We start from the raw sequence: 25,439 nt of genomic DNA on the forward strand, positions 1-25,439 counted from the left end.
TTACACCTCCTTTGTAATTCTTGATACGATATCTTTCTTTGCAGCTTCAGATGCAACATATAAAGCATTTGCAATTGCTTCTGAATCAGAAGACCCGTGTGCTTTTACTAAAATGCCATTTACTCCTAAGAAAAATGTTCCACCATATTGCCTGTAATCTAACTTTGTTTTTAATGAATACAAAGATCCTTTCATCATTAAAGCACCGAGTTTTGCAAATAAACCACCTTTTTTTATAGAGGCTTTTAATTCGCTTAAAATATAGTAGGCAGTTCCTTCAATTGTTTTTAAAACTGTATTTCCAGTAAATCCATCTGTTATTAAAATGTCATAGTCTCCTGTAAATACATCTCTGCCTTCAATGAATCCAACATAATTTAAGTTTTTTTCTTTTAAATAGTTTGCTGCATTTTTTACAAGGGTAGAGCCTTTTCCTTCTTCGGTTCCAATATTTAATATTGCGATTTTTGGATTTTTAATACCCATGAAATCAGCATAAGCAATACCTTCCCTTGCAAAGTCATAAAAAAATTCTGGTTTTACTTCAGCATTTGCTCCAGCATCTATAAGTATTTTTGGTGTCGTCTTACTTGGTAAAGCAACGGCTAAAGCAGGTCTTTTAATTCCTTTTAGTCTACCAGCAACAAAAGTTCCAGCAGAAAGAAGTGCACCAGTATTACCTGCGCTTACAAATGCATCTAATTCTTTGTTTTTTAATAGTTCACATCCTTTATAAATTGAGGATGTTTTCATTTTTAAGGCTTGTGTAGGCTTTGTGTGATTATCTACAGTATTTTCTGCATCAATAAAAGATACATTGTTAAATTTGTTAAATTTTTCTGAATAATCTTTTTTATTTCCCACAATTACAAGTTCGCAATTATTCAAAAATTTATTTTCTAAAGCAAAAATCGCGCCCTGAATCACAGATTCGGGCGCGTTATCGCCACCATATAAGTCGATGCCAATTTTTTTCAAATTACTCACCGATTTCAAGGATTTGTTTGTTTCCATAGTATCCGCAATTCAAGCAAACTCTATGTGGGAGTTTTGGTTCACCGCAATTAGGACATGTTACTACGTTTAATTTAACAGCTGAATAATACTTTGCCTTTCTTCTGTGAGTTCTTGCTCTTGACGTTTTTTGCTTAGGTACAGCCATGATGTTCCCTCCTTAATCTAAATTATTATCTAATAATTGTTTTAATTTTTCAAATCTTGGGTCTATATCTTCAACTTCACAATTGTGATCTGGATGTTCATTTAAATTTTCGCCACAAATAGGACACAATCCTTTACAATCATTTTTACAAAGTGGAATATCTGGTACAGCTAATATTATAGCCTCAATGACTCTCTCTGTCAAATCAATTTCAGAGTTTTCATAATAAATTGTATTTTCTAAATCAGATAATTCTTCTTTTTCATTTAATTCCATGTGTTCTTTTTTTATGTAAAATGCTTCAAATTGACCATTTATCTTATGGTTAAATTTTTCTAAACAACGACTACAAGATAATTCTAATTCGGTATCAACAGTTCCATAAACTTCAATTCCATTTTTTAATTTTTTTAAATTGAATTCAACCTTTATTGGAGATAAAAATTTAGCATCTTCACTTAAAAGTTTGATTTTATCCCAAGTTATTTCGATAGAATTCTTAAAAGTTTTTTCAAAACTTTCTATTTGAATTTCAAGTTTTTTAGACTTTAAATGTTCGTTTAGCATATTAATTCACCTCAAAAGTTTTTTAACCTATATATTTTACGTTTTTTAGTTTTACATGCGGAAAATATAGTGTAAACTTTATGAGAACATTTTAAAAAAATTGAATTTTGAATACGTTCTAAAAATTTTTTTGCTTAAACTTGTTAGTTGAATTCTTTTAAAGAATGGTTTAATTTGATACTTAAAAAAATAATTGATATAATATAATGAGTAAGTAGAATTTAATTAATTTATAACTTTAGTAAGATGAATTTATATTCAATATTATAGCACAAAATTTAATTTTTTATTATAAACAAACTATAGTTTTTTTATTAAACATAATAAATCTTTTTATTTAAAAAATTATTGAATTATAAAAATTGAGGTGATAGTATGAAAAATTTTATATGGGATTTTGATGGAACCTTATTTAATACTTATCCAGCAACAATAAATGCTATGATAAAAACTCTTGAAGAATATGGGATTAAAGAAGATGAAAAAAAAATTTATGATTATACGAGAAAAACTTTGACTTATGCTATTGAGAGTTTAATAAAGGAACATAATCTTCCAAGAGAATTTATTGAAAAGTTTTGGGAAAATTCAAATAATATTCCTCCACACAAAAACAAACCTTTTGAAGATGCTATTAAATGTTGTAAATTAATAAAACAAAATAAAAAAAATAATTTTATAATAACTCATAGAGATAAAAGAACTTTATTTAACATATTGAATTACTATGAAGCTACAGATATATTTATTGAAATAGTTTCAGAAGCAAATGGTTTTGAATTAAAACCATCTCCAGAAAGTTTTTTATATTTAATAAATAAGTATAACTTAAAAAAAGAAGAAACATTAGGAATTGGAGATAGAGAATTAGATATACTTGCTGGTAAAAATAGTGGAATTAAAACTTGTTTTATGAATCATGATCTTTTAAATAAAACTTATGAAGCTGATTTTGTTATAAATAATTTTAACGAGTTTATAAAGAAATTTTGCTGATTAATCTATCAACTGACTAAATATTTCTAAAAGTAACCTTTTTGTCAATTTTTTGTTGTGACTATTTTGAAAATGATATAATAAAATCAAGGATAAAATATTATTTTTACTGGAGGTGCTTTTGTGGTTAAAAACAAAGAATTGATAAATGAGAAAAAAAGTTTTAAAATTATTGAACTTTATGTAATGGGTTTTTCAAATCAACACATCTCCAGAAAATTAAATGTTTCATTAGATTTAGTAAAAAAAATAACACAAAAAATAAAATGAGGGCTTAGTCCTCATTTTATTTTTTTATTAATGTAATATAAATTGAATAAAAAAATTCTCTTATTGTTTTAGTATAGATTAAGATGATATAATTATTCATGAAAGGGGTGAGTTTATGGATAGAATGAATAAAGCAATAGAAAATATGCAAAAAAATGGAATAGATCAAATGCTTGTAACAACAACTTCTGATATATTTTATCTTACAGGTGAATGGATTGATCCTGGAGAAAGATTTTTAGGTTTGTTATTAAATTCAAATGGAGATAAAAAACTTTTTATAAATAAATTATTTCCAGTAAAAACAAAAAATATAAAAAGTTTTATTTATGAAGATAAAGAAAATCCAATTGAAATATTTAGTTCGCATATTAATAAAAATAAAAGACTTGGTATAGATAAAAATTGGAGTGCAAAATTTTTAATTGAGTTGATGGAAAAAATTAATATAAAAGTATTTAATTCCTCTAAAGTAATTGAAGGAATGAGAGTCATAAAAGATGCAGAAGAGATAAATAAGATGAGATTATCTTCTCAAATAAATGATAAAGCAATGAAAGAGGTACAAAAGCTTATTCCTAATATGATGACAGAAAAAATGGTTGCAAGAGCAGTTTCAAATATTCTTGAAAAATTAGGGGCTGAAGGTAATTCTTTTGAACCAATAATAGCATATGGTGAAAATGCAGGTGAACCACATCATATAAGTGATAAAACAAAAATAAAACATGGTGATTCTGTAATAATAGATATGGGCGGAGTTAAAGATTTTTATTGTTCTGATATGACAAGAACTATATTTTTTGGTGCACCTAAAGACGAGTATAAAAAAATATATAATATAGTATTAGAAGCAAACTTAAAAGGAATAGAAGCTGTAAAACCTGGAAATAAATTTTCAGATGTTGATAATGCTGCAAGAAGTGTGATAGAAAAGGCAGGATATGGAGAATACTTTACACATAGAACTGGTCACAATATAGGAATAGATGTACATGAATGGCCTAATGTTAGTTCGGATAATGATATGGAGTTAAAACCTGGAATGATCTTTTCTGTTGAACCTGGTATATATTTGAATGGAAAGGTTGGCGTTAGAATAGAAGATTTAGTGTTAGTTACAAAAAATGGTTGTGAAGTTTTAAATTCTTTTGATAAAAGTTTTAACATAATTTAAATACCCATAAGCTAAGCTTATGGGTATTTAAAATTTACTTTTAAAGGTTTTCATCAGTATTGTATATTTCGTTATAAAGTGTTTCTATATCACTTTCTATACTTAAAAATGTTTTTAAAATATTGGGGTTAAAATGTTTACTATTTGTTCGATTATCACCATTTATAATTATATCTAAAGCTTTTTTATGATTATAAGGGGGTTTATAAGACCTTTTTGAACGTAAAGCATCATATACATCAACTATTGATACAATAGAAGCTTCAATTGGAATTTCATTTCCAGATAATTTAAAAGGATAGCCACTTCCGTCAAACTTTTCGTGATGATATAAAGCAATATTCAAAGCCATTTTAAAGTATTCATCTTCTCCAATTAATCTAATTGAATACATTGTATGTTTTTGCATTATATTCCATTCTTCTTCTGTAAGTTTTCCTGGTTTATTTAAAATTTCATTAGGTATAAATATTTTTCCTATATCATGAAGTGGTGCAAAGTTTCTTATATCTTTTACAAAAGATTTAGGCATTCCAAGTTTTTCAGAAATAAAAGAAGATAAAATTCCAACACGTTCAATGTGATTTCCAGTATTTTCATCATAAGCTTCTGCTACAATTGCTAACTTTTTAGCAAAATTATTATAAGCAACTTTAAAAGTATCATTGTTTGATTTTATGCTTAAAAATGCTTCTGTTAATTCTTTTATTGCCAATGAAATATCTATTATTTCAGAACTATCATCGTTTTTTTCTGTGGAAAGAGAAAAAAACATTCCACCAATTTTTTTCTTTTTTAAAAATAAAGGTATTGAAATAATAGAGTTTATACTTTCTTCAATAAAAAACTCAGAAAATATTGAATTTTTATCAAAAAGTTGAATTTTAGCATCGTTTAACAAAAAACTTTTTGGTATACTTGAATCGTATGAATAACCATCATTGTGTAATATTTTTATTGAATTAAAATTTATTTTATAAATTAAGCCAAATTTACTAGACAATATTTTTTTTGCAGAATGAAATATTGTATCTAAAAAATCATCTTCTGAATCATTTTCAAGGTAAGTTGAGAATTTTGAACTTATTAAAATTAAATTTTTAAATTTAGTTGATTGAAATCTTTCTTTTTCTGATATTTTCTTTAGTTCTCCATTTAATGTGTTTAATTCTATATATTTTTCTACAAGCTCAGATTGATTTTCTTCTAAAACTTTATTTAATTTTTCTAATTCCTTATGATTTTTAATTAATTCTTCATTATTTGCTTGAAGTTCTTCAAAAGAGTTTTCAATTTCTTCCTTTTGCTCTTGAATAATAACTAAAGATTTTTCAAGTTTTTTTGTTTTCATTACAATAATTTTTTTTAAAAGTATAATAACAATTGTAAAAAAAGAAAAAGATAATACAGAAAATATTATTATAAAATATAACAATTTAGAAATTTTTTTTGAATTTGGATTTTCGTATTTTTTTAAAATTGAATAGTAATTTGAATTTGGATTTTCTTTCATAAAATATAAATTTTGATCAATAATATTTATGATTTCATTTTTTTTTGAAAATTTTTTTGAAAAACCAATTTTAATTTCATAAGGATCAAATATAATATTAGTTTCTAAAACACTATTATCTTCAACTTCATAAGAAAGGTAATATCTGTTAACAACTCCAGCATCTGCAGAACCATTACTTACGGCTTTTTCAATGGAATAATAAGTGTTTTTTTCAATAAAGTATGGATTGATATTAAATTTTTTTGATAAGTTTTTTATTCCATTGTTTGAGTTATAATAAACGTCTCCTTTTAATACAGCTACTACTTTTTTATTCAAATCTTTAATTGAAAGTATATTATTTTTCTTTTGTGTTATTACAACTCCCCAATTTGAAACTATTGTTTCATTATTATAATCTATTTCATTGGTTCTTTCTTCGTTATAAGCAATTGGCATTAATAAATTTATATTGTTTTCTTTTAATTTAGTGTATAGTGTTGAAAAGGTTCCAGTTATATATTCTATATCTAAATTTTCTTTTTTTGCAATATAATTTAATAATTCTGGAAAAATACCATAAATTTTGTTATCATTAATAATAGATAATGGCGGGTTTTGATAAATTCCTACTTTTATAGATGAAAAATTTATTAAATTAACTAATATTATTAAAAAAATAATAAGTTTTTTTATCACAAAAGTCACCCCCTTAAGATATTATAAAATAATTGTATTAATTTTATAATAATAATATATTTCCTTAACGTTAATCAAGAATATTTTAGAATAAAAAAATAAAAAAACTACTTTATATTAAAGTAGTTTTTTTATTAGTGTTTAATTTTTTATTTAATTAGCTATTACAGACATTCCAACAAGACCTTCACCAGTATGAACAAGCATTGCAGAAGTTATAGTTCCTTCTATTATATTGTTTATTCCAATTGATTTTACTTTTTCAATTAATTCATTTTTTAATTTTGTGGTTAGTGCATCAGATGATGAAACGTAAACGGCAGCACTTTCTACAGTTTTTTCAGAAACAAATTCTTTGAATACTTCAAACATTTTATTAATAGATTTTTTCATACCTCTACCTTTTGCTACTGTATAGTATATTCCATCAGTATTTACAGATATTACAGGTTTTATATTTAAAAAATCTCCTATTGTAGCAGAAACTTTTCCAATTCTTCCACCAGCTTTTAAAAATTTAAGTGTTGGTATTGTATAATAAACTCTTGATTTATTTGGTATTATAGAGTTTAATTTGTTTTTTATTTCTTCAAAAGATTTATTGTCTTCAATCATATCCATGGCCTTTTTTAGAATTAAACCAGAACCAATGGAAATACTTAATGTATCTATGAGTTCAATTTCGATATCTTTATTTGTTTTTAAAAAATCATTTATAACATTTCTAAACATGTTATGTGTACCGCTTAAATTACTAGATATAGTTAAAGCTATAATTTTTTTAAAGCCTTTTTCAACAAGTTTATTTAATTTTTCTTCAATATCTTTGTAAGAAGGCAATGAAGTTTTTGGAATATCTTTTTTCATAAATTCAATTACTTCTGGAGTTGTTATTTCAACAACATCTCTATAACTTTTATCATTTAAAATTACTTGAAGTGGAGCAATTTCTAAAAAATTTTTTTTCAAATATATTGAAGGCAAGTCACAAGCTGAATCACATAAAATTCCTATCATTTTTTCTCCTCCTAAAATGTTTATTATACTTTAATTTTAACACAATAATTTATATAAACAAAATTATGTAAAAATTTTAAAAAAAGATCTCTTAGTAATAGCCTATAAATAATTGATTTTATTTAATCAATTTCTAACTTTAAATTCATTTATTTTTTTAATAACTCTGATATAATAATACCATAATAGGGTATGGAGGTGAGAAAAATATGCAACATGCTAAAATAACGGTATATTCAACCCCAGCTTGTCCATGGTGTAAAAGAGCTAAACAATACTTTAAATCTTTAGGGTTGGCTTTTAAAGATATAGATGTTTCCAAAGATAGAAAAGCAGCTGAAAAAATGGTAAAAAAAAGTGGACAAATGGGAGTTCCTGTAATAGAAATAGGAAATAAAATTATAGTTGGCTTTGATAAAGCTAAGATAGAAAAAATACTTCAAATATAAAAAAATAAAGAAACCCATTGGGTTTCTTTATTTTTTTATATTAAATTATGAATTAAATTCAATTATACCAAAGTTTTCTGCATTTCTTTTATAAACAACATTTACTTCATCTGTTTCAGAGTTTCTAAAAACAAAGAAGTTATGTCCAAGCATTTCAGCTTGAAGTAAAGCTTCTTCTCCAGACATTACAGAAAGATCGTATCTTTTTCTTTTAACTATAGGCATTTCATCAATAGCTTCTGGAAATTTAAAAGTTTCAACTAAATTATTTGTTGGTTCATGAGTTTGAAGCTTATCCTTTAATTTTTTTATCTTTCTTTCAAAAGAGTCTGTAACCTTATCAATACATTCGTATAAGTCACCTTCTCTTTCTTCAACTTTTATTAAATTATTAAGTTTTTTGAAATGAGTTGTTATTTCTGTTTTGTATTTTCCACCTTCTTTTGAAATTCTAAAATCGGCTGGAGATATTAAATCAGAATGCCTTTTTAGTAATTTGTCTACCTTTGTCATTCTTTTTTCTACATAGTTTTTAAGTGCTGGTGTTAGTTCTAATTCTTTGGTGAATACTTTAAAATCCATAAAATCACCTCCACGGTATTTGCTGAAACACGACATTATATATTTTATTTTTTTATTTAGTAATTAATTACCGTTACATTAATATTATACTCCAAATTTTAAAAATAGTCAACATTTTTAAATTTTTTTCCCTAAAAAAGCCCAAACATGAAGCTTATCTCCGGGAATATGAGTTTTTTCAATTTCTCCCATTTTTAATGAAAAGCCTAATTCTGAAGACTCTAATTTTTTTATACTATTTTTAGTAAAAGAGTTTTTTATTGACTCAAATAATAATAAATTTCTAGTTTTTTCTGCATAGTTTTTTAATGACTTTGCGTGATTTTCATAATAAGTAAAGGTTCCAATCCAAATTCCATCTTTTTTTAAAAAATTACTAACCTTTTCTACAGGATAAAAAGAATTTTTTAATAAATAATTTCTTGTTCCAAAGTAATCTATCACTATATCAATAGATTCTGATTTTATTGGGCATTTAGTATAATCACCAGCTATAAATACTATATTTGCATTACTACCAGCTAATTCCAAAGAATTTTTAAGAGTTTTTAATGAATCAAGAGATTTTTCAGTAGCAATATATAAAGTATCTTTTCCCATATTTACCATTGAATTTTTAACAAATCTTCCAAGACCCGTACCTATTTCCATAATAACTTTGTTTTTAACTCCTATATTAAATAATCTTTTGTATATCCAAATTCCACCTTTTTCCATTAAAGTTAGTAATGATTGATCATACATATTTAATAATGTCTTTCCTTTTTTTTCATATTCTGGTATTTCAGAAGTATCAGCTTCTGGAGTAATTATTATTCCTTTATTTATTTGAGCATGATATCCACAATCACAGTTTAATTCACCCGTGAATATATAATTTTTCTTTATTGTTGCATTATTTAATTCAAGTGGTTTATTACACTTTGGACAAACTAAATAATTTATGAACTGCAGTGGGATTCCGATTTTCTTTTCCTTGTTTTTCAATGAAGTATTTATATAAGAAATTTTTTCTTCTATTATATTCAATGCCTTTTCTATTTTTTCTTTTTCTTTTAATAACTCTTGTTTTTTATTTTCAAAAAAGCTCAAGTAAAAGTCTATATCACTTATATCCGTTAAATTAGTCATCCTTTTTAATGAAAATATTTTTTGTATACCAGATATTGTGAACTTTAAATTTTTTAATTCTATAATTTCTTTCATATCTTTTATACAACTTTCATCAAATATATATTGATTTCTTATTTTTTCTGGAAGTAATAAACCTGTTTCAATATAATAGCGTATAGTATCTCGTTTTACATTAAATTTTTTAGAAAATTCACCTATTTTCATAATATCTCCCCCAATACTATATTTTTATCATATGTATTTTATCATAAAATAATACAAAAATAAAGATTTTTTAAATTATTTATGTTTATTTTATAATAAACACATTAAAATGAATTAGATTAAATTAATTTATTTTACCGCACAGGGGTATAATGAATTTGCTTGTAGTTACCATTATGTGGTATAATAGTTTAAGTTTAACGAAAAATTGCTAAAAGTTGTTAAAGGTTAATATTTTATATAAAGTGGAAAAATTCACTATCTTTAATAAAATAAAATATATAAAAATTTTAGAAAGGAGGAAGTATAGTATGAAGAGGTTTTTATCGGTTTTTTTAGTTACTTATGCAATATGGATAACACTAACAGGATTTACTTCAGAAGAATTTCTTGTTGGAGCAATTGTTGCATTTACTGTTAGTTTTGCAACAAAAGATTACTTAAAGTTTTCTTTTGATGCGGGTTTTATTGTCAAAGTGTTAAAATTTGTGTTTTTGTATACCCCTCTATTTGTTTACAAAATGATAATATCTAATTTAGATGTTGCAATAAGGGTTATACAACCAGTTATACCTTTAAATCCAGGATTTGTAAAGATTAAATCGGATTTAAAAGGCGATTTTGGAAATTTAGCATTATTAAACTCTATCACACTAACTCCAGGAACATTATCTATTGATTATGAAGATGGATACATGTATATTCATTGGATTGATGTTAAGGGAAGTAGTGAAGAAGAGTATAAAAAAGAAATTTCGCAACCCTTTGAAAAAATTTTAGGGGGGATATTTAAATGATGAATTTTATAGTGTTTGGCTTAATTGGTTTGGGTTTATTTTTCAGCATTTTAAGATTAATTATTGGTCCGGATGTTACAGATAGAATAGTATCGGTAGATGCTATAAATGTTATTGTAACAGGAACTATAGTTTTTATTGCTCACATATTTAAAAGTAATTTATATCTTGATATTGCGATTGCTTATGCAGCACTTTCGTTTCTTGAAACCGTTATTTTCGCAAGATATTTGGAGGCGAAAAAATGATTATATTAGGAAATACATTAATTATAATTGGTTCAATCTTTTATTTTCTTGGTGGCCTTGGAATTTTTAGAATGCCAGATGTCTTTAATAGACTTCAAGCTGGTACAAAAGCAACGACTCTTGGATCATTTTCGTTGATTTTAGGTGTTGGATTTGCTAATCCTCAATGGTTATTAAAAACTTTGTTGATAGTTGTTTTTCTTGCAATTACAAATCCAGTAGGTAGTTCTGCACTTGCAAGGGCATCTTATAAACGGGGTGTAAAAACTTATAAGTTAAAAATCAATGAAATGAAAGAGCCAATGGGTGGTGAAAATAATGACTAATATGAGTATTTTTGAATTATTCATTGGTTTAACAATGATAGTATTTGCATTTCTTGCAATAGAGTCTAAAAAAATAGTAAATTCAATAATCTATTTATCAATATTGAGTATGTTTTCTGTCATTTCTTTTATCTTTATGAGAGCACCAGACGTGGCAATCACTGAAGCAGTTGTTGGTTCAGGATTAGTTTCTGCATTGTTTATCGTTACATTAATAATGATAAATAAAAAAGTTGGTGATAAAAAATGAAGAGATTATTTGCTATTTTATTAATTGTTGTTATGGGAATATTTATTTTTTCAACTTTATATTCGAATAATGGAAAGTATAATTTTTCAAAATTTGGTGAAAGTACATTAAATGGAAAAGTTTCTGAAAAATTTGTAAATAAGAGTGTTAACGGAGAAAATAAAGAAGTTAAGTTTGGATCTGAAAATTTAGAAACTGGTTCAGCAAATTTAGTAACTTCTGTAGTGGTTAATTATAGAGCATTTGATACTCTTGGAGAAGTAACTGTTTTATTCCTTTCGGCATTAGGAGTTTCTGTTGTTTTAGGTGGATATAAAAACCGTTTAAAATTTAAAGTAGAGCCTAATTTTATTTTAAAAATAGGAAGTAAAGTAGCAGTTTCAATAATTTTAATTACTGGTTTTTATATTTTCATACATGGACATTTAACCCCAGGTGGTGGATTCCCAGGTGGAGCTATGATAGGATCAGCTGTACTTTTAATGTTCATTTCTAATGATGAATTTAGAGTTAAGGTGAAAAGCTTTTCAGCACTTGAAGGGTTATCCGGAAGTTTATTCATCATACTTGGTTTAATAGGTTTGAGCGCGGGAGGATTCTTCTTATACAATTATATGCCTATGGGAAAACTTGGAAGTTTATTTAGTGCAGGATTAATCCCAGTAGTTTATGTTTTAATAGGTTTAAAAGTAGGATCAGAACTTTCAAACCTTATCTCTCATTTTGCAAGAGAGGGGGAAAATAAATGATTCAATACATATTTATAATTTTAATTTTAATAGGAATTTATGGTCTTTTAACACAAAAAAACATAATAAAATTAATAGTTTCATTAAATGTTTTAGAAGTTGGTATTAATTTATTTATAGTATCGACTGGTTATATAAGTGGAGGGAAAGCTCCTATAATAACAAGTGAAGTTAATAAAGGATTTGTTGATCCATTACCTCAAGCTTTAGTTTTAACTTCAATCGTTATAGGTGTTGGTGTTACTGCATTGGGACTTTCTTTTGCAAGAAAAATCTATGAAGAGCATGGTACACTCGAGCTAGATGAAATTGGTGGTGAAGATAATGAATAATCCAGTATTGCTTATAACATTACCACTTCTCTTTGCATTTTTATCGGTTATATTCAAAAGTGCAAAAAAAGTATTTATGTTTTCTGGCCTTTTAATTAATATTCTTTTATTGAATTTTATAGAAAAAGGTAGTTATTTAATTGGCGGTTGGAAGATTCCTTATGGTATAAATCTTGTGTTGGATAATTATTCATTTGCAGCTGTTTTAATAATAAACACTATTTTTACAATTTCTGTTTTAATGTCTTATAAGAGTATAAAAAATATGGAAACTGTACTTTTAGTATCTCTTGCAGGATTGAATGGTGTTGTACTTACAGGCGATTTGTTTAATTTATTTGTTTTCCTTGAAATTGCAGGAATAGGTGCTTATATTCTTTCTTCTTCAACAGGAAAACATATTGCAAGTTTTAAGTATTTAATGCTTGGTACCTTTGGAATAAACTTGTTTTTATTTGGGATTATCTTGTTTTATTCTTCAACAGGAAGTTTAAACTTTATAGATATAGCTTCTAAAGTTTCAATGATGGATAATAAATTATACTTATTAGCTATAACTATGATTTTTGTAGGGATTTCTGTTGAATCTAAATTTATGCCTTTTAACTCTTGGGCAAAGGAAGTTTATTCAAATACTGATTCTTTAACCGCTCCAATATTTGCAGCAGTCTATGCAAGTGCAATGATGTTTGTTTTTGGTAGACTATTTACATCAGTATTTGTAACTACTGGATTCATACATAATTTACTATTATTTATAACAATTTCTACATTCTTATTTGGAGAAATTATAGCTTTCTCAGAAAAGAAATTAAGAAGAATGTTAACTTTTTCAAGTGTTGGACAAGCTGGTTTAATTTCAACTTTATTTTTAGTTGGTGCTCAATATCCAGCTGTAATGCAAATATACAATAATGCAATGTCTAAAATGGTTATGTTTTCAATTGCTGGTTATATTGCAATTAAATATGGAAAAGATAAGATAGAAGATTTACAAGGTGTATTTTTAAACAATAAAATATTGGGATTTGGTTTTAGTGCTGCAGCTCTTTCTATTGTAGGTTTACCATTATTTTATGGTTTTTATGTAAAGTTAAATATTTTAATAGAAGTTTTCAGTAAAAATGTTTGGTTACCTGCATTGATTTTATTTGCTACATTAATAGAAGGAATTTATTATATAAGAGCTCTTGTTAAACTTTGGAATCCAGGAAAAGAAGGAGAAGTTTCAAAACCTTCACTTGCAAAATTAAAATTAACAGATACATTTAATTATGCTTTTATAGCTGTAATTGTAGCTGCTATTATTGTTTTCCTTGGATTATATCCAGATGTTTTAGCTAACTTTTTAAATGGAACAGTAGAGTCTTTAAAAAATTATTCCGGTATTCTTACGACTGGAGGGATGTGATGTGTTTGCACAATTAATGATCTATTTTATGCTTTTTGCTGTTGGTACATTTTTTGTTAGCAAAATAAATAAAAAAGCAGGATCTTATTTAACTATAATTGGAAGTGTTGCGTTTTTAATTTACTTGTATGGCTTTAAAGATAATGCTGGTGAAGTATATAATTTATTTTCATTTGGAAACTTTGATATATCTTTTGTAACAAGTAGTTATGCATGGTACTTTAGTATGATAATGGTTTTAATATATTCAATGATTTCATTTATGAATCCATTTTTTATTGAAAAATATTCAAACCCATCAGCTTACAATGCATTTTATTTAGTTTCAATGGCTGCAAGTGTTGGAATGTTTTATTCAAAAGATTTTTTAACTCTTTTTGCATTTTATGAAGTTGCAGTTTGGACTTCTTTATTCATAATACCTATGGGTAAATCAAGAAAAGCATCAGTAATATACTATACAATGAGTTCAATTGGTTCATTATCATTGCTTTACTCTATTTTCTTGATGTATACAAAGTTAGGTACATTTGATATACAAGAAGTTGGAGCACAACTCGTTAATATTCCTCAATATGGAGTATTATTATTCTTCTTAATAATATTATCTGGAATTACGAAATTAGGAATTTTCCCATTTTATACATGGCTACCAGCAGCTCACGGAAGTGCACCAAATACATTTTCTCCTATACTTTCAGGTGCTCTTGTAAAAATTGGTGGTTTTATTTCAATGATTACAGTTGCTGTTTTACCATTTTCAAAGATGTTTGAAAATCATGTAAAAATAATGGGATATCCATTTGAAACATATATAATTATGATTTTAGCTTCTATAAGTATTGTTGTTGGTACTTTAATGGCAATAAAACAAGATGATGCAAAAAAACTCATAGCTTATTCTACTGTAAGTAATAGTGGATATATTCTTTTGGGTATTTCTATTGCAAGTACAACAGGATTTGCTGGAGGTATGATGCACGTTTTAAATCATGCTCTTGCTTCAGCTGCAATGTTTGCAACAATAGGAGCTGTTTATTATAGAACCGGAACAACAAAAATGTCTGAACTTGGTGGTTTAATAAAAAGAATGCCAATAACCTTTACAGCTTATTTAATTGCAATTATTTCACTTGCAGGTATACCACCAATGAGTGGATTTGCTTCTAAATGGTTGATCTTCCAAGCACTTGTTAGTAAAGGTATGATGTTTACTGCAATAGCTGCATTTTTTGGAAGTGTTGGTTCATTCTTGTATGTTTTTAGACCATTATCTACAGTATTTTTAGGTCAATTATCTCCAAAACACAATGAATTAAAAGAAGTACCATTTTTAATGCAAATACCTATGTGGATTTTTTCTGGTTTAACTATTTTTTATGGTATTTTCCCAGGAAAAGTTCTTGAATACATTGGAATAATAGAAGAAAAAGTTGGAATACAAAAAATTCATTTAGAAGGTACAAAGATATTTACAAGAACTGGAATGTGGGATTCAGCAGTTATATTCTGGGTATTTACTTTTGGTTTTATAATTGCAGCAATTATTTATTTTATGCACAAAAAATCAAAAAAAGTTGGACTCATGGATACTTATACATCAGCTGAATTTATTTATGATCCAGAAAGATATCATTATGCAAAAGATTATTATGCTCCATTTGAAAGATTGTACAACACAACTCTTTCAGTTGAAAAATTCTTTAATTCATGTGTACAAAAATTATCAGAATTCGGTGGTCTTTTAAGAACATGGTTCTTTAATGATAATCCTGTATTTACCGTATTTTGGGTAATAGTATTTATAACTGTTATCACGATTTGGGGTGGTATTTTATGACAGGTTACTTAATAGGAATTTTATTGTTATTAATTGCCTTTTTTTGGCAAGTGACTGTTGATGGTCTTCAAAGAAAGGTTACAGCAAAGATTCAAAGAAGAGTTGGACCTCCATGGTATCAGAACTTTATGGATATTTTTAAAGCTTTTTCAAAAAGTTCAATATCTCATGGAATAATTTATGATTTTGGTGTAATGATGGCATTGGGTGGAACAATGGCAACATTAGTTTTTATGCCTTTTGCTGGAATAGTTGCTTTTGATAGATTAGATAACTTTTTTGTTATAGTTTATTTACTTGCAATTGGTTCACTAGGTATGGCAATGAGTGCAGTTGGTTCTGGAAACCCTTGGGCAAGTATAGGGGTTATGAGAGCTTTAACTCAAATGGTTGGTTATGAATTACCATTTATAATGGTAATATTTGGAATGATTTTTGGATACAAAACAGCATCAATTTCTCATATAGTGCAAATGCAAGCTGGTGGATTTTTATATTGGAATGCAGTTAGAATGCCTCTTGGTGTAATTGTAGCTTTTATATCTTTAATGGGAATGTTAGGTAAAAAACCATTTGATACACCAATTGCTCCAGCTGAAATTGCATCAGGACCATTAGTTGAATATGGTGGAAAACAATTAGGTATGTTGATACTTCAACATGATTTTGCAACCTTTATAGAAGTTAGTATGTTTGTTAATCTATTTTTAGGTGGAGGAAATATAGTTTCATTCCTAATAAAATATTTTATTGTTTATACTCTTGCAAACATGATTTCATCTGTTGTTGGAAGGTTTAAAATAGATCAATTAGTAGTATTTTATTATAAATATCCACTTATTTTAGCCTTGATTCAAACTGCGGTTATAATATTCACCGGATTGGGAGTGAAAGTATGGATAGCATAAATGAAACAAATATTTATAGTGATGACTTAAATGATTCTTTAACTTTTTTTGAAAAAATTCAAAATATTTTTAGAAGTAAATCTGTATGGATGCTTCATTATTGTACAGGTTGTGGAGCAATTGAATTACCTCCAACTATGACTTCAAGATTTGATATGGAAAGAATTGGAATGGCTCCTATGGCAACTCCAAGACAAGCAGATGTTTTACTCGTTACGGGATACTTAAGTGTAAAAACATTAAGAAGACTTTTATATACATATGAACAAATGATGGATCCAAAGTATGTTGTTGGTTTTGGTTCTTGTACCTTAAATGGTGGCGTGTATTATGATTCTTATGCAACTATAAAGAAACTTGATCATTATTTACCAGTTGATTTATACATTGCAGGATGTATGCCAAGACCAGAAGCAGTAATGAGTGGATTTAAAAAATTAATGAATATGATTAATAAAGGCGAAGCAAGAGGATGGAAACACTATCAAGAAAATTATGATTGGTATCATAGAAATCAAATCCACTCTCTTGGGGAGGTGTATGTAAAAGATGAATTCCATGAATAATATAAAGGAAGATATATCAAAAAGATTTGAAAATGTTATATTTGAAGAAGTTTCAAAACAACAACTTTCTGTTGATATGAAAAAAGATAATATTCATTCAGCACTAGCTTATTTGAAGAGCAGTGGATGGGATCAATTAACATTTTTAACTTGTGTTGATTGGATAGAAATAAAAAAATTTCAACTTGTATATGTTTTGATGAACTGGGATGAAGGTATTACAATAAATTTAAGAACAGAAATAGATAGAGATAATCCAATTATGGACTCTATAATATCAATTTTCCCAGGAGCAGAATACTATGAAAGAGATGTTCATGAATTTTTTGGAGTTAACTTTCCTGGAAATCCAAATTATGAAAAAGATTTATTTCTTGAAATTTGGGATGATATGCCACCAATGAGAAAAGATTTTGATCCACTTGCATACTCTAAGAGAAAGTTCCCAGATAGAGAATATAAAGCAGAATTCATACCAGAAGGTGATGAACTATGAAAGAATTAAAATTATATTTAGGACCTAATCATCCTGGAATGCATGGTAACTTTAGTGTTCACATGTATGTTGAAGGAGATATTATAGTAAAAGCAAGACCTATGCCTGGAATGCTCCATAGAGGATTTGAAAAACTTATGGAAAGAAGATTGTGGATGAACAATCTTGCTTTAATACCAAGAATTTGTGTTGTTGAACCTGATATAAATGAAATGGTTTATGCAATGTCAATTGAAAAGTTGGCAAGAGTTGAAGTTCCAGAAAAAGCACATTGGATAAGAATGATTATTCTTGAACTTGCAAGAGTAGCTAATCATTTAATGGCTTTTGGTGGAATAGGTGGGCCAACTGGTTTATATACAGGACCAAACTGGGCTATAGCAGACAGAGATTTAATTCTTGATATCTTTGAAGAAATAACAGGTGCAAGAGTTTATCATATGTATATTGTTCCTGGTGGAGTTAGAAAAGACTTACCAGAAGGAATAGAAGAAAAAATAAGTTCTTTCTTGGATTATCTTGAAAAGAGAATGGAAGATTATAAATCATTAGTATTAGAAAATAAAATGATAATAAAAAGAACAAAAGATGAAATAGTACTTCCACTTGAAGTTGCAAAAGAACTTGGAGTAACTGGAATAGGATTAAGATCTGCAAGTGGGAAGGCTTATGATATAAGAAAAGTTGATCCATATGCAAGATATGATCAAGTAGAATTTGATGTTCCAACTGCAACATACTCTGATGCTTATACAAGACTTGGTATTAAGTATCAAGAAATATTTCAAAGTATAAGAATATTGAGACAAGTTTTAGATAAAATGCCAAAAACAGGAAGTGTAAGAGCAAAAATTTCTTCTGGAAATGCACTTAGATGGAGAGTTCCCGCTGGTCAAGTATTCTCTCATATTGAATGTGCAAGAGGAGAATATGGTTATTATATGGTTTCAAATGGGAAAGAAATGCCTTATAGAGTTGCTGTTAGAGGTGCTTCTTATCCACAAGGTATGCTTGGTATAGAAAAATATTTACCTGGAACAAGACTCGATGATGCTGCAATATGGCTCGATACTATGGGAGTATGTGCTCCTGAAATAGACAGATAGAGGTGATTATTAATGGACGTTAAAAAAAGCTTTTTTGCACCTGCAAAAGCATGGAAATTTTTAACAAAAAAACCAGTCACTATTCCCATGAAAGATGTTTTAGATAAACCAAGAGAAGCATCAGATAGATATAGAGGTTTTCATACAAATGATTGGGATAAATGTGTTGGTTGTGGAACATGTTCAAGAATATGTCCTGCTGAAGCTATAAATATGATAGAATTTAAAGAATTACCAGATGAAGAAGGATCAAAACCAGAAAGACCAGTTTTTGATTATGGAAGGTGTACTTTCTGTGGTTTATGTGTTGATATTTGTACAACTAATTCATTGAATATGTCAAAAGAGTACGTTCATATGTCTCCTGATCCAGAAAAGTTCTTTTTTGTTCCTAAGAAAGATGGAATTCATAAAATGGAAATGAAAGAAGGGTACACAAGAGACGATACATCTGAACTTCTTGATTTAGAAAGAGTTGAAATGGAACATTTACCAGCAGAAAAAAGGAAAGGATCATTCTTAGAAATAGTAAAAGGTTTTTCAAAACAACAAGCTATTGATGAAGCTGCAAGATGTGTTGAATGTGGAATATGTACAAAAACCTGTCCAGCACACATGGATATACCTGATTATATAAGAGACGTTTATAATGATGACTTAGAAACAGGTCTTGTTGACTTATATAAAACCAATCCATTACCAGCTGTATGTGGAAGAATGTGTACCCACAAATGTGAAACTGTTTGTACAGTAGGAACAAGAGGTGAACCTGTATCAATAAGATGGTTAAAGAGATATATAGTTGATAGTGTTTCGCCAGAAGAATATATAAAAATATTAAATCAAGAAACAATAAAGAAAATAGATGGAAAAATAGCAATAGTTGGAGCAGGACCAGCAGGTTTATCTGCAGCTTATTATTTAAGAGGTCTTGGCTATGAAGTAACAGTATATGAAGCTAAATCAAGAGTCGGTGGGGTTTTAAATTATGGTGGACCACTTTATAGAATGCCTGATGAAGCAGTAGAACAAGATGTAAATTATATAAAAGAAATAGGAGTTAAAATACTTACAAATACAAGAGTTGGAAAAGACATAAAGTTTGAAGAATTACAAAATAATTTTGACGTTGTATTTGTATCTACTGGATTTACAGATGGTAGAAAAATAAACCTTCCTGGAGAAGATGGCGAACACTTTATGACAGCTATGGAAATTCTTGAAATAATGAAAGATTATTCAAGAGGAATTGGTGAAAAACCATATATTCCAAACAAAATGGTTGTAATAGGTGGAGGAAACGTTGCATTTGATGTTGCAAGAACTATGTTGAGACTTCAAAATATTGAAAGAGGAAATTCAGAGGTTCATGTATGTGCTCTTGAAACAACTCTTGAACAAATGCCATCAGATTGGGATGAAAAAAATGAAGGTACAGAAGAAGGATTACATATACACCCAGGCTGGGGACCAGTTGAGATTATAAGAAAAAATGGAAAAATAGAGAAAGTTAAATTTAGAAAAGTGCTCTCGGTTTTTGATGACACTGGAAGATTTAACCCAACATATGATGATTCTCAAACTATGGAAATAGAAGCAGACATGGTTGTTGAATCTGTAGGTCAAGTACCAGATTATACATACTTACCAGAAAGTTTAAAAGAAAAGGTTGAAATGGTAAGAGGAAGAATAAAAACAGATGAAAATGGAAGAGTTGTAAATTTACCTTGGTTGTATGCAGGTGGAGATATTGTTCATGGTCCTGATATAATTCACGGTATAGCAGATGGACACAATGCTGCAAGAAGTATAGATGAATATTTAAGAAGTAAAAAATAATTACTAAAAAAGGTGATTTGCTTAGCAAATCACCTTTTTTAGTAATTATTTTGATTTATAGAAACAAACTAAAAAAATATTTAGTATTTTTATTTATGATATAATGAAGATGAAAAGAAAAAATGGAGGTGATAATATGAAAAAGCTACCAATAGGAGTACAAGACTATAAAAAAATAAAAGAAGGAAATTATACATATATAGATAAAACAAAGTATATATTAGATTTAATAAGTTCAGAAGCACCAATCTTTTTATCACGCCCAAGAAGATTTGGTAAGAGTTTAACAGTATCAACACTGTACTATCTATTTAAAGGAAAGAAAGATTTATTTAAAGGAACATACATATATGATAAATGGGAGTTTAAAGAGTATCCAGTAATAAGGATAAGTTTATTGGATACAACAAATGATACAGAAGAAGAATTAAAAGATGGATTATTAAGAATAATAAAAAGAGAAGCAAAAAAATATGGAATAAATATAGAGAGCGACCATTATAAATATGCTTTTGATGAATTAATATTTGAACTATCAAGAAAAGAAAGAGTAGTAATATTAGTAGACGAATATGAAAAACCAATATTAGACAATATAAACAACAAAGAAAAAGCAGAAAGATATAGAGAAATATTGAGGAATTTTTATGTTAGTATAAAATCAAATGATGAATATATAAAGTTTGTATTCATGACAGGAATAACAAAGTTCACAAAAACAGGAGTATTTTCTGCATTGAACAACTTAAATGATATATCGTTGAATAAAAAATATGCACAGATGTTGGGATACACACAAGAAGAGTTAGAAAGTAACTTTAAAGAGCATATAAAAGAAACAGCGGTTGAGATGAAGATGGAAGAAAAAGAGTTATTAAAAAACTTAAAGATGTACTACAATGGATTTTCATTTGATGGAGAAGATAGTGTATACAATCCATTTTCAATATTAAGATTTTTTAATGAAAGAAAGTTTCAAAACTATTGGTTTGAAAGTGGATCACCATCATTCTTGTATGAATACATAAAAGGAAAGAAGATAAGATATGAAGACTTAGTGAAGTATCCGGTAAGCGAACTTGATTTTTCAACACGAGAAATAGAAGAAGCAAATGCAAGTATATTCTTTACACAAGCAGGATACTTGACCTTTAAAGGAATAAAAAGATTAGGATTGAGGGAAAAGTACATATTAGACTATCCAAATATAGAAGTAAAGAACAGCTTTTCAAAGATAATATTAGAAGCAAACTATGGAATAAGAGAAACAGAACAAATAGAAACCACAATATATGAAAGAATATATGAAAAAGACATAGAAGGAATAATAAAAGAAATAAAAAGAATAATAAGTGCAATACCATACAACTTGCACAAAAAAGAAGAAAGTTACTATCATTCATTGATATACACAATACTAGCATCAGCAGGACTGAACGTAACAGCAGAAGAATTAACGAACTTAGGAAGAAGCGATATAGTAATAGAGGAAGACATCATATACATAATGGAAATAAAGATAGATAAAAGTGCAGAAAAAGCCTTAACCCAAATAAAAGAAATGAAGTACTATGAAAAATACAAAGGGAAAGAAATTTATATAGTAGGAATAAACATAAACTCAGAAAAGAGAAACATAGACGAATACAAAATAGAAAAGATATAATCCCAGCGGGTGCTGGGATATTTTTTTATAAAAACTCATAAAAAGCGTGAAAGTAACGATGGAAAATAGTGAAAAAATAAAACATTCGCCATTCAAATTTTTGAAGTTGATATTGTGTTAATAATGAAATGTTAAATTAAAATATTTATAAAAAATAAATATTTAATAAAGTTTCACAAACTTTTATAATAAAAATGATTAATAATAACATTATAAAAAATATAAAATTTAAATTCACAAATATTAATATTTAATATAAAATTAATAAAATAAAAAAATAAAATAAATGATATAAATTAATCAAAAAAGCATTATATTTAGGTAAAAATGTTTATTTGTTTAGTAAAAATAGTTGATTTTTTTTTTTTTTTTTTGATATAATGTTTATGACATAAATAAAAAAATAATTTGTTTTAATTTATTTAATGAACTATCATTTAATTATTATTTAATATTTTTTTATAAATATAAAACATATGAGGAGAGAGTTATGAAGAATAAATTATATTATAAGATTAAAAAATTTTTTTTGAGTTTAACTTTATTGTTTGCTTTTGTTGTGTTTGCAAATATAATGACTGTGTTGTATGTATCTAAAATAAATAATAAAAATTTAAAATCAGAAGTTCTTAATTATTATATAGAAAAAAATGTTAGTTATGATGATACAAGTGAATATTTACAAAAAACATATTATACCTGTGGACCAGCTGCATTGAACTATTTATTGTACTTATATGGAGTGAATACTACAGAAGAAAAATTAGCTACATTATCTAAAACAAATGAAAAAGGAACTACACTACTTAATTTAAAGTATGCAGCTGAAAGATGTGGTTTTAAAGCAAGAGGGCTCAAAGCTAACTTTGAATACTTAAAAGAAATAAGAAAACCAGTTATTACATATGTAAAAGGAAACCACTACGTTGTAGTTGAAGACATAACAAATAAATATGTTAGTTTATTTGATCCAGACCCAGAGTATGGTGAAATACGAATTCCAATAAAAATCTTTAAAGAAGCTTGGAACAATATAGTGTTAAAAATAAACACAAAACCTTTGGTGATGAGATGAATATAATATTATTAGCATTAAGCGGATTATTAGTATTCTTAAGTTACCCACCATTTGATTTTGGATTTTTAGGATACTTTGCGTTAATTCCATATTTTTATGTAGTGAAGAAAAATGAAAAAAGTTTAAGGTATGGATTTTTTGAAGGAACATTAATTGGAACAATTATTTTTTTATCAATATTACATATTCAAAGTGAAAGTATTTTAATTAATATTTTAATCTTTCTTTTATTAGTTAATATAATGGGAATTACTTTTATGATTTATACAATTATTGTAAAGATGATTTATAATAGTTTAAAAGTAAAAATACAAAAAATATGTATGATTTCTTTAGGATGGATGGTCATAGAATTTATTACCAATAAAATGTTAGTAGGATTTACATTTTATGCAGGAATAACTCAACACAACAATGACTTAATGTTGTATTTATCTAAATATATAGGATTGTATGGAATATCTTTTGTTGTTGTTTTAATAAATGTAATAATATTAGAAAGTATTTTGAAATTAAAGGAAAATAAAAAACTCAAAAAAAATGATATTAAATACATAATCTTTATATTGGGATTTTTTCTTGCATATTTTGTATTTAATAGTTTGAATGATATAAAAAATATAAATGGAATAAATATAAAAAAGAAAGAAACATTAAAAGTAAGACTAATACAAGGAAACATTACAGCAAAAGAATACAAAAAAGCAGAAGAAAAAAATAAAATGAAAAACATTTTTGAAAAATATATGAATCTAAGTATAAAAAACAATTCATCAGAATTAATAGTATGGCCAGAAACAGCAGTGCATAGATGGATAATGAGAATACCAGAATACAAAAATAAAATAATAAACATAGCAAAAACAAATAAAATTAATATATTATTTGGAACACCAGACCTTGAACCAAACGATGAAGAATACAACAGTGCATTTTTAATTTCAAAAACAGGAAAAATATTAGGAAAGTACAATAAAAACTATACAGTACCATTTTATGAAAACTATTTTAAAAAAGGAAAGGAAATAAAACCATTTGAAATAAACAATATAAAAATAGGAGTAGAAATATGTTTTGAAGCATTTTTTCAAAATGTTTCAATTGAATTAAAACAAAAAGGTGCAGGAATAATATTTTTATTATCAAACAATGGACTTTTTGGATATTCAAATATACCATACATAACATCAGCCTTCATGCAGTTTAGAGCAGTAGAAAATAACGTATATGTAGCACAATTAATGAATACTGGAATAACCCAAATAATAAACAACAATGGAAAAGTTTTAAAAAAGACAAAACTATTTGAAACAAAAATAATTAATTATGAAATACCAGTAATACACAAACAAACAATTTATTCTAAGTATGGAGAAACAACCTATTATATTATAACTGTATTATTTTTAGTGATTATAATAGCTATGCTATTAAAAATACAAATTAGGAGGAGAAAAAAGTGAAAAAAACAAAAAGAGGAATATCATGGTTAATATTATTCACCTTTATATTGACCATGATGCCAATGAACGCCTTTGCAACAACTAAAAAAGATGTATCAGTAAAAAGTATGTCAGATTCACAAATGTCTGCCGTTGTTGGGGGGGTGAGTCCAAAAAAACCTTCTAAACCAAAACCAAAAATAGAAACAAGGTATTTTCATGGAGTTACTGCTGGAAGTGCAAAAATAATTTATAAAGGACCAGAAAAAATTGTTTCTGCAGCAGTAGATAATATGGATTATAAAAATTTTTTGGATTATTCATTTGAAGTCAATGAATCTACTACCAATGAATTTACAGTTTCAGGAGAAGCTGAGTTCCTTGATTTTTGGAAGGCCAGTGGAGGATATACTCACCATAAAACTAAAAGTTATATTGGAAGTTTTGTAGCAAAAATCCCACCACGTCATCAAGGATTTATTGTTAAATATAAAGAAAAAATTGAATGGAGCGCCTATTCTAAAAAGATAATTTACAAAGATGGAGTGCCTGATAGTGAAGATAATCGAAAGGGAACTAAAATAAATATTTTAGATGTATATAGAGCTAAATATATAAAGATTAGTTATTAGA

At 26.9% G+C, this 25,439-nt stretch carries 28 protein-coding genes; 21 read left to right on the top strand and 7 right to left on the bottom strand.

The annotated features are described in order from the left end of the window. Genes plsX through IGS63_RS05555 form a run of 3 tightly spaced genes read right to left on the bottom strand, consistent with a single transcriptional unit; the run spans position 1 to position 1,729 of the window. A complete protein-coding gene (gene plsX, locus IGS63_RS05545; RefSeq protein WP_420856922.1) occupies positions 1-987 on the bottom strand; it encodes a phosphate acyltransferase PlsX in 987 nt (328 codons plus the stop codon). Beyond that, positions 980-1,162: a 50S ribosomal protein L32 gene (rpmF, locus tag IGS63_RS05550; protein WP_190616007.1), complete on the bottom strand. Its 183-nt coding sequence runs from the start codon at positions 1,160-1,162 to the stop codon at positions 980-982. Before rpmF ends, plsX begins: the two co-directional genes overlap by 8 nt. 12 nt (positions 1,163-1,174) lie before the next feature. Beyond that, positions 1,175-1,729 (bottom strand): YceD family protein, encoded by a 555-nt coding sequence (locus tag IGS63_RS05555; protein ID WP_190616008.1) that lies wholly within the window; start codon positions 1,727-1,729, stop codon positions 1,175-1,177. A 375-nt stretch (positions 1,730-2,104) separates the two neighbouring features. Between IGS63_RS05555 and IGS63_RS05560 the strand changes: the two genes are divergently transcribed. From IGS63_RS05560 to IGS63_RS05570, 3 genes are all read left to right on the top strand, one after another. Then, a complete protein-coding gene (locus IGS63_RS05560; protein WP_190616009.1) occupies positions 2,105-2,725 on the top strand; it encodes an HAD-IA family hydrolase in 621 nt (206 codons plus the stop codon). Between the two features lie 123 nt (positions 2,726-2,848). Then, positions 2,849-2,995: a hypothetical protein gene (locus tag IGS63_RS05565; RefSeq protein WP_190616010.1), complete on the top strand. Its 147-nt coding sequence runs from the start codon at positions 2,849-2,851 to the stop codon at positions 2,993-2,995. Positions 2,996-3,110: 115 nt separating this feature from the next. Further along, positions 3,111-4,172, top strand: coding sequence for a M24 family metallopeptidase (locus tag IGS63_RS05570; protein WP_190616011.1), 1,062 nt, complete (start codon positions 3,111-3,113; stop codon positions 4,170-4,172). A gap of 40 nt (positions 4,173-4,212) precedes the next feature. On the opposite strand, the gene IGS63_RS05575 is transcribed toward IGS63_RS05570, so the two are convergent. Continuing rightward, positions 4,213-6,366, bottom strand: coding sequence for an HD domain-containing phosphohydrolase (locus IGS63_RS05575; RefSeq protein ID WP_190616012.1), 2,154 nt, complete (start codon positions 6,364-6,366; stop codon positions 4,213-4,215). 153 nt (positions 6,367-6,519) lie between these two features. Further along, positions 6,520-7,383 carry a DegV family protein gene (locus tag IGS63_RS05580; RefSeq protein WP_190616013.1) on the bottom strand — a complete coding sequence of 288 codons (864 nt, stop codon included), beginning with the start codon at positions 7,381-7,383 and terminating at the stop codon, positions 6,520-6,522. Positions 7,384-7,592: 209 nt separating this feature from the next. On the opposite strand from IGS63_RS05580, the gene IGS63_RS05585 reads away from it, so the two are divergent. After that, entirely contained in the window at positions 7,593-7,832 is a 240-nt protein-coding gene (locus IGS63_RS05585; RefSeq protein WP_190616014.1) for a glutaredoxin family protein, read from the top strand. Between the two features lie 45 nt (positions 7,833-7,877). On the opposite strand, the gene hpf is transcribed toward IGS63_RS05585, so the two are convergent. Further along, on the bottom strand, positions 7,878-8,414 hold the full coding sequence (gene hpf / locus IGS63_RS05590; RefSeq protein WP_190616015.1) for a ribosome hibernation-promoting factor, HPF/YfiA family: 537 nt from the start codon (positions 8,412-8,414) through the stop codon (positions 7,878-7,880). A 117-nt stretch (positions 8,415-8,531) separates the two neighbouring features. Beyond that, positions 8,532-9,752, bottom strand: a complete 1,221-nt coding sequence (locus IGS63_RS05595; RefSeq protein WP_190616016.1) for a MerR family transcriptional regulator — start codon at positions 9,750-9,752, stop codon at positions 8,532-8,534. A 311-nt stretch (positions 9,753-10,063) separates the two neighbouring features. On the opposite strand from IGS63_RS05595, the gene IGS63_RS05600 reads away from it, so the two are divergent. The 17 genes from IGS63_RS05600 (at position 10,064) to IGS63_RS05680 (ending at position 25,438) form a co-directional block, all read left to right on the top strand. Next, on the top strand, positions 10,064-10,549 hold the full coding sequence (locus tag IGS63_RS05600) for a Na+/H+ antiporter subunit E (RefSeq protein WP_190616017.1): 486 nt from the start codon (positions 10,064-10,066) through the stop codon (positions 10,547-10,549). Then, positions 10,546-10,797, top strand: a complete 252-nt coding sequence (locus tag IGS63_RS05605) for a monovalent cation/H+ antiporter complex subunit F (protein ID WP_232521318.1) — start codon at positions 10,546-10,548, stop codon at positions 10,795-10,797. Before IGS63_RS05600 ends, IGS63_RS05605 begins: the two co-directional genes overlap by 4 nt. Next, positions 10,794-11,123 carry a monovalent cation/H(+) antiporter subunit G gene (gene mnhG / locus IGS63_RS05610; RefSeq protein WP_190616018.1) on the top strand — a complete coding sequence of 110 codons (330 nt, stop codon included), beginning with the start codon at positions 10,794-10,796 and terminating at the stop codon, positions 11,121-11,123. The genes IGS63_RS05605 and mnhG overlap by 4 nt, the downstream gene beginning before the upstream one ends. After that, complete coding sequence (locus IGS63_RS05615) at positions 11,116-11,373, top strand: Na(+)/H(+) antiporter subunit B (RefSeq protein WP_232521320.1); 258 nt, start codon at positions 11,116-11,118, stop codon at positions 11,371-11,373. Before mnhG ends, IGS63_RS05615 begins: the two co-directional genes overlap by 8 nt. Continuing rightward, positions 11,370-12,122 (top strand): Na(+)/H(+) antiporter subunit B, encoded by a 753-nt coding sequence (locus tag IGS63_RS05620; RefSeq protein WP_190616019.1) that lies wholly within the window; start codon positions 11,370-11,372, stop codon positions 12,120-12,122. The genes IGS63_RS05615 and IGS63_RS05620 overlap by 4 nt, the downstream gene beginning before the upstream one ends. Continuing rightward, positions 12,119-12,454, top strand: coding sequence for a sodium:proton antiporter (locus IGS63_RS05625; protein WP_190616020.1), 336 nt, complete (start codon positions 12,119-12,121; stop codon positions 12,452-12,454). The genes IGS63_RS05620 and IGS63_RS05625 overlap by 4 nt, the downstream gene beginning before the upstream one ends. Beyond that, on the top strand, positions 12,447-13,865 hold the full coding sequence (locus tag IGS63_RS05630) for a complex I subunit 5 family protein (RefSeq protein WP_190616021.1): 1,419 nt from the start codon (positions 12,447-12,449) through the stop codon (positions 13,863-13,865). Before IGS63_RS05625 ends, IGS63_RS05630 begins: the two co-directional genes overlap by 8 nt. A 1-nt stretch (position 13,866) precedes the next feature. Further along, entirely contained in the window at positions 13,867-15,705 is a 1,839-nt protein-coding gene (locus IGS63_RS05635) for a proton-conducting transporter transmembrane domain-containing protein (protein ID WP_232521326.1), read from the top strand. Continuing rightward, complete coding sequence (locus IGS63_RS05640; protein WP_190616022.1) at positions 15,702-16,613, top strand: respiratory chain complex I subunit 1 family protein; 912 nt, start codon at positions 15,702-15,704, stop codon at positions 16,611-16,613. Before IGS63_RS05635 ends, IGS63_RS05640 begins: the two co-directional genes overlap by 4 nt. Next, the gene (locus IGS63_RS05645) at positions 16,601-17,179 is read left to right on the top strand and encodes a NuoB/complex I 20 kDa subunit family protein (protein ID WP_190616023.1); all 579 of its coding nucleotides are present in this window, start codon (positions 16,601-16,603) and stop codon (positions 17,177-17,179) included. Before IGS63_RS05640 ends, IGS63_RS05645 begins: the two co-directional genes overlap by 13 nt. After that, positions 17,163-17,675, top strand: coding sequence for an NADH-quinone oxidoreductase subunit C (locus IGS63_RS05650; protein WP_190616024.1), 513 nt, complete (start codon positions 17,163-17,165; stop codon positions 17,673-17,675). The genes IGS63_RS05645 and IGS63_RS05650 overlap by 17 nt, the downstream gene beginning before the upstream one ends. Next, positions 17,672-18,781: an NADH-quinone oxidoreductase subunit D gene (locus IGS63_RS05655; RefSeq protein ID WP_190616025.1), complete on the top strand. Its 1,110-nt coding sequence runs from the start codon at positions 17,672-17,674 to the stop codon at positions 18,779-18,781. The genes IGS63_RS05650 and IGS63_RS05655 overlap by 4 nt, the downstream gene beginning before the upstream one ends. 12 nt (positions 18,782-18,793) lie before the next feature. Next, entirely contained in the window at positions 18,794-20,620 is a 1,827-nt protein-coding gene (locus IGS63_RS05660; protein ID WP_190616026.1) for an FAD-dependent oxidoreductase, read from the top strand. Positions 20,621-20,756: 136 nt separating this feature from the next. Then, complete coding sequence (locus IGS63_RS05665; RefSeq protein WP_190616027.1) at positions 20,757-22,286, top strand: ATP-binding protein; 1,530 nt, start codon at positions 20,757-20,759, stop codon at positions 22,284-22,286. A 490-nt stretch (positions 22,287-22,776) separates the two neighbouring features. Beyond that, positions 22,777-23,361 carry a cysteine peptidase family C39 domain-containing protein gene (locus IGS63_RS05670; RefSeq protein WP_190616028.1) on the top strand — a complete coding sequence of 195 codons (585 nt, stop codon included), beginning with the start codon at positions 22,777-22,779 and terminating at the stop codon, positions 23,359-23,361. Beyond that, positions 23,358-24,827, top strand: a complete 1,470-nt coding sequence (locus IGS63_RS05675; RefSeq protein WP_190616029.1) for an apolipoprotein N-acyltransferase — start codon at positions 23,358-23,360, stop codon at positions 24,825-24,827. Before IGS63_RS05670 ends, IGS63_RS05675 begins: the two co-directional genes overlap by 4 nt. Beyond that, a complete protein-coding gene (locus tag IGS63_RS05680; RefSeq protein WP_190616030.1) occupies positions 24,824-25,438 on the top strand; it encodes a hypothetical protein in 615 nt (204 codons plus the stop codon). Before IGS63_RS05675 ends, IGS63_RS05680 begins: the two co-directional genes overlap by 4 nt. Position 25,439: the final 1 nt, after the last annotated feature.

This window comes from Tepiditoga spiralis (assembly GCF_014701195.1).
In the GTDB taxonomy this organism is placed as follows: Bacteria; Thermotogota; Thermotogae; order Petrotogales; family Petrotogaceae; genus Tepiditoga; species Tepiditoga spiralis.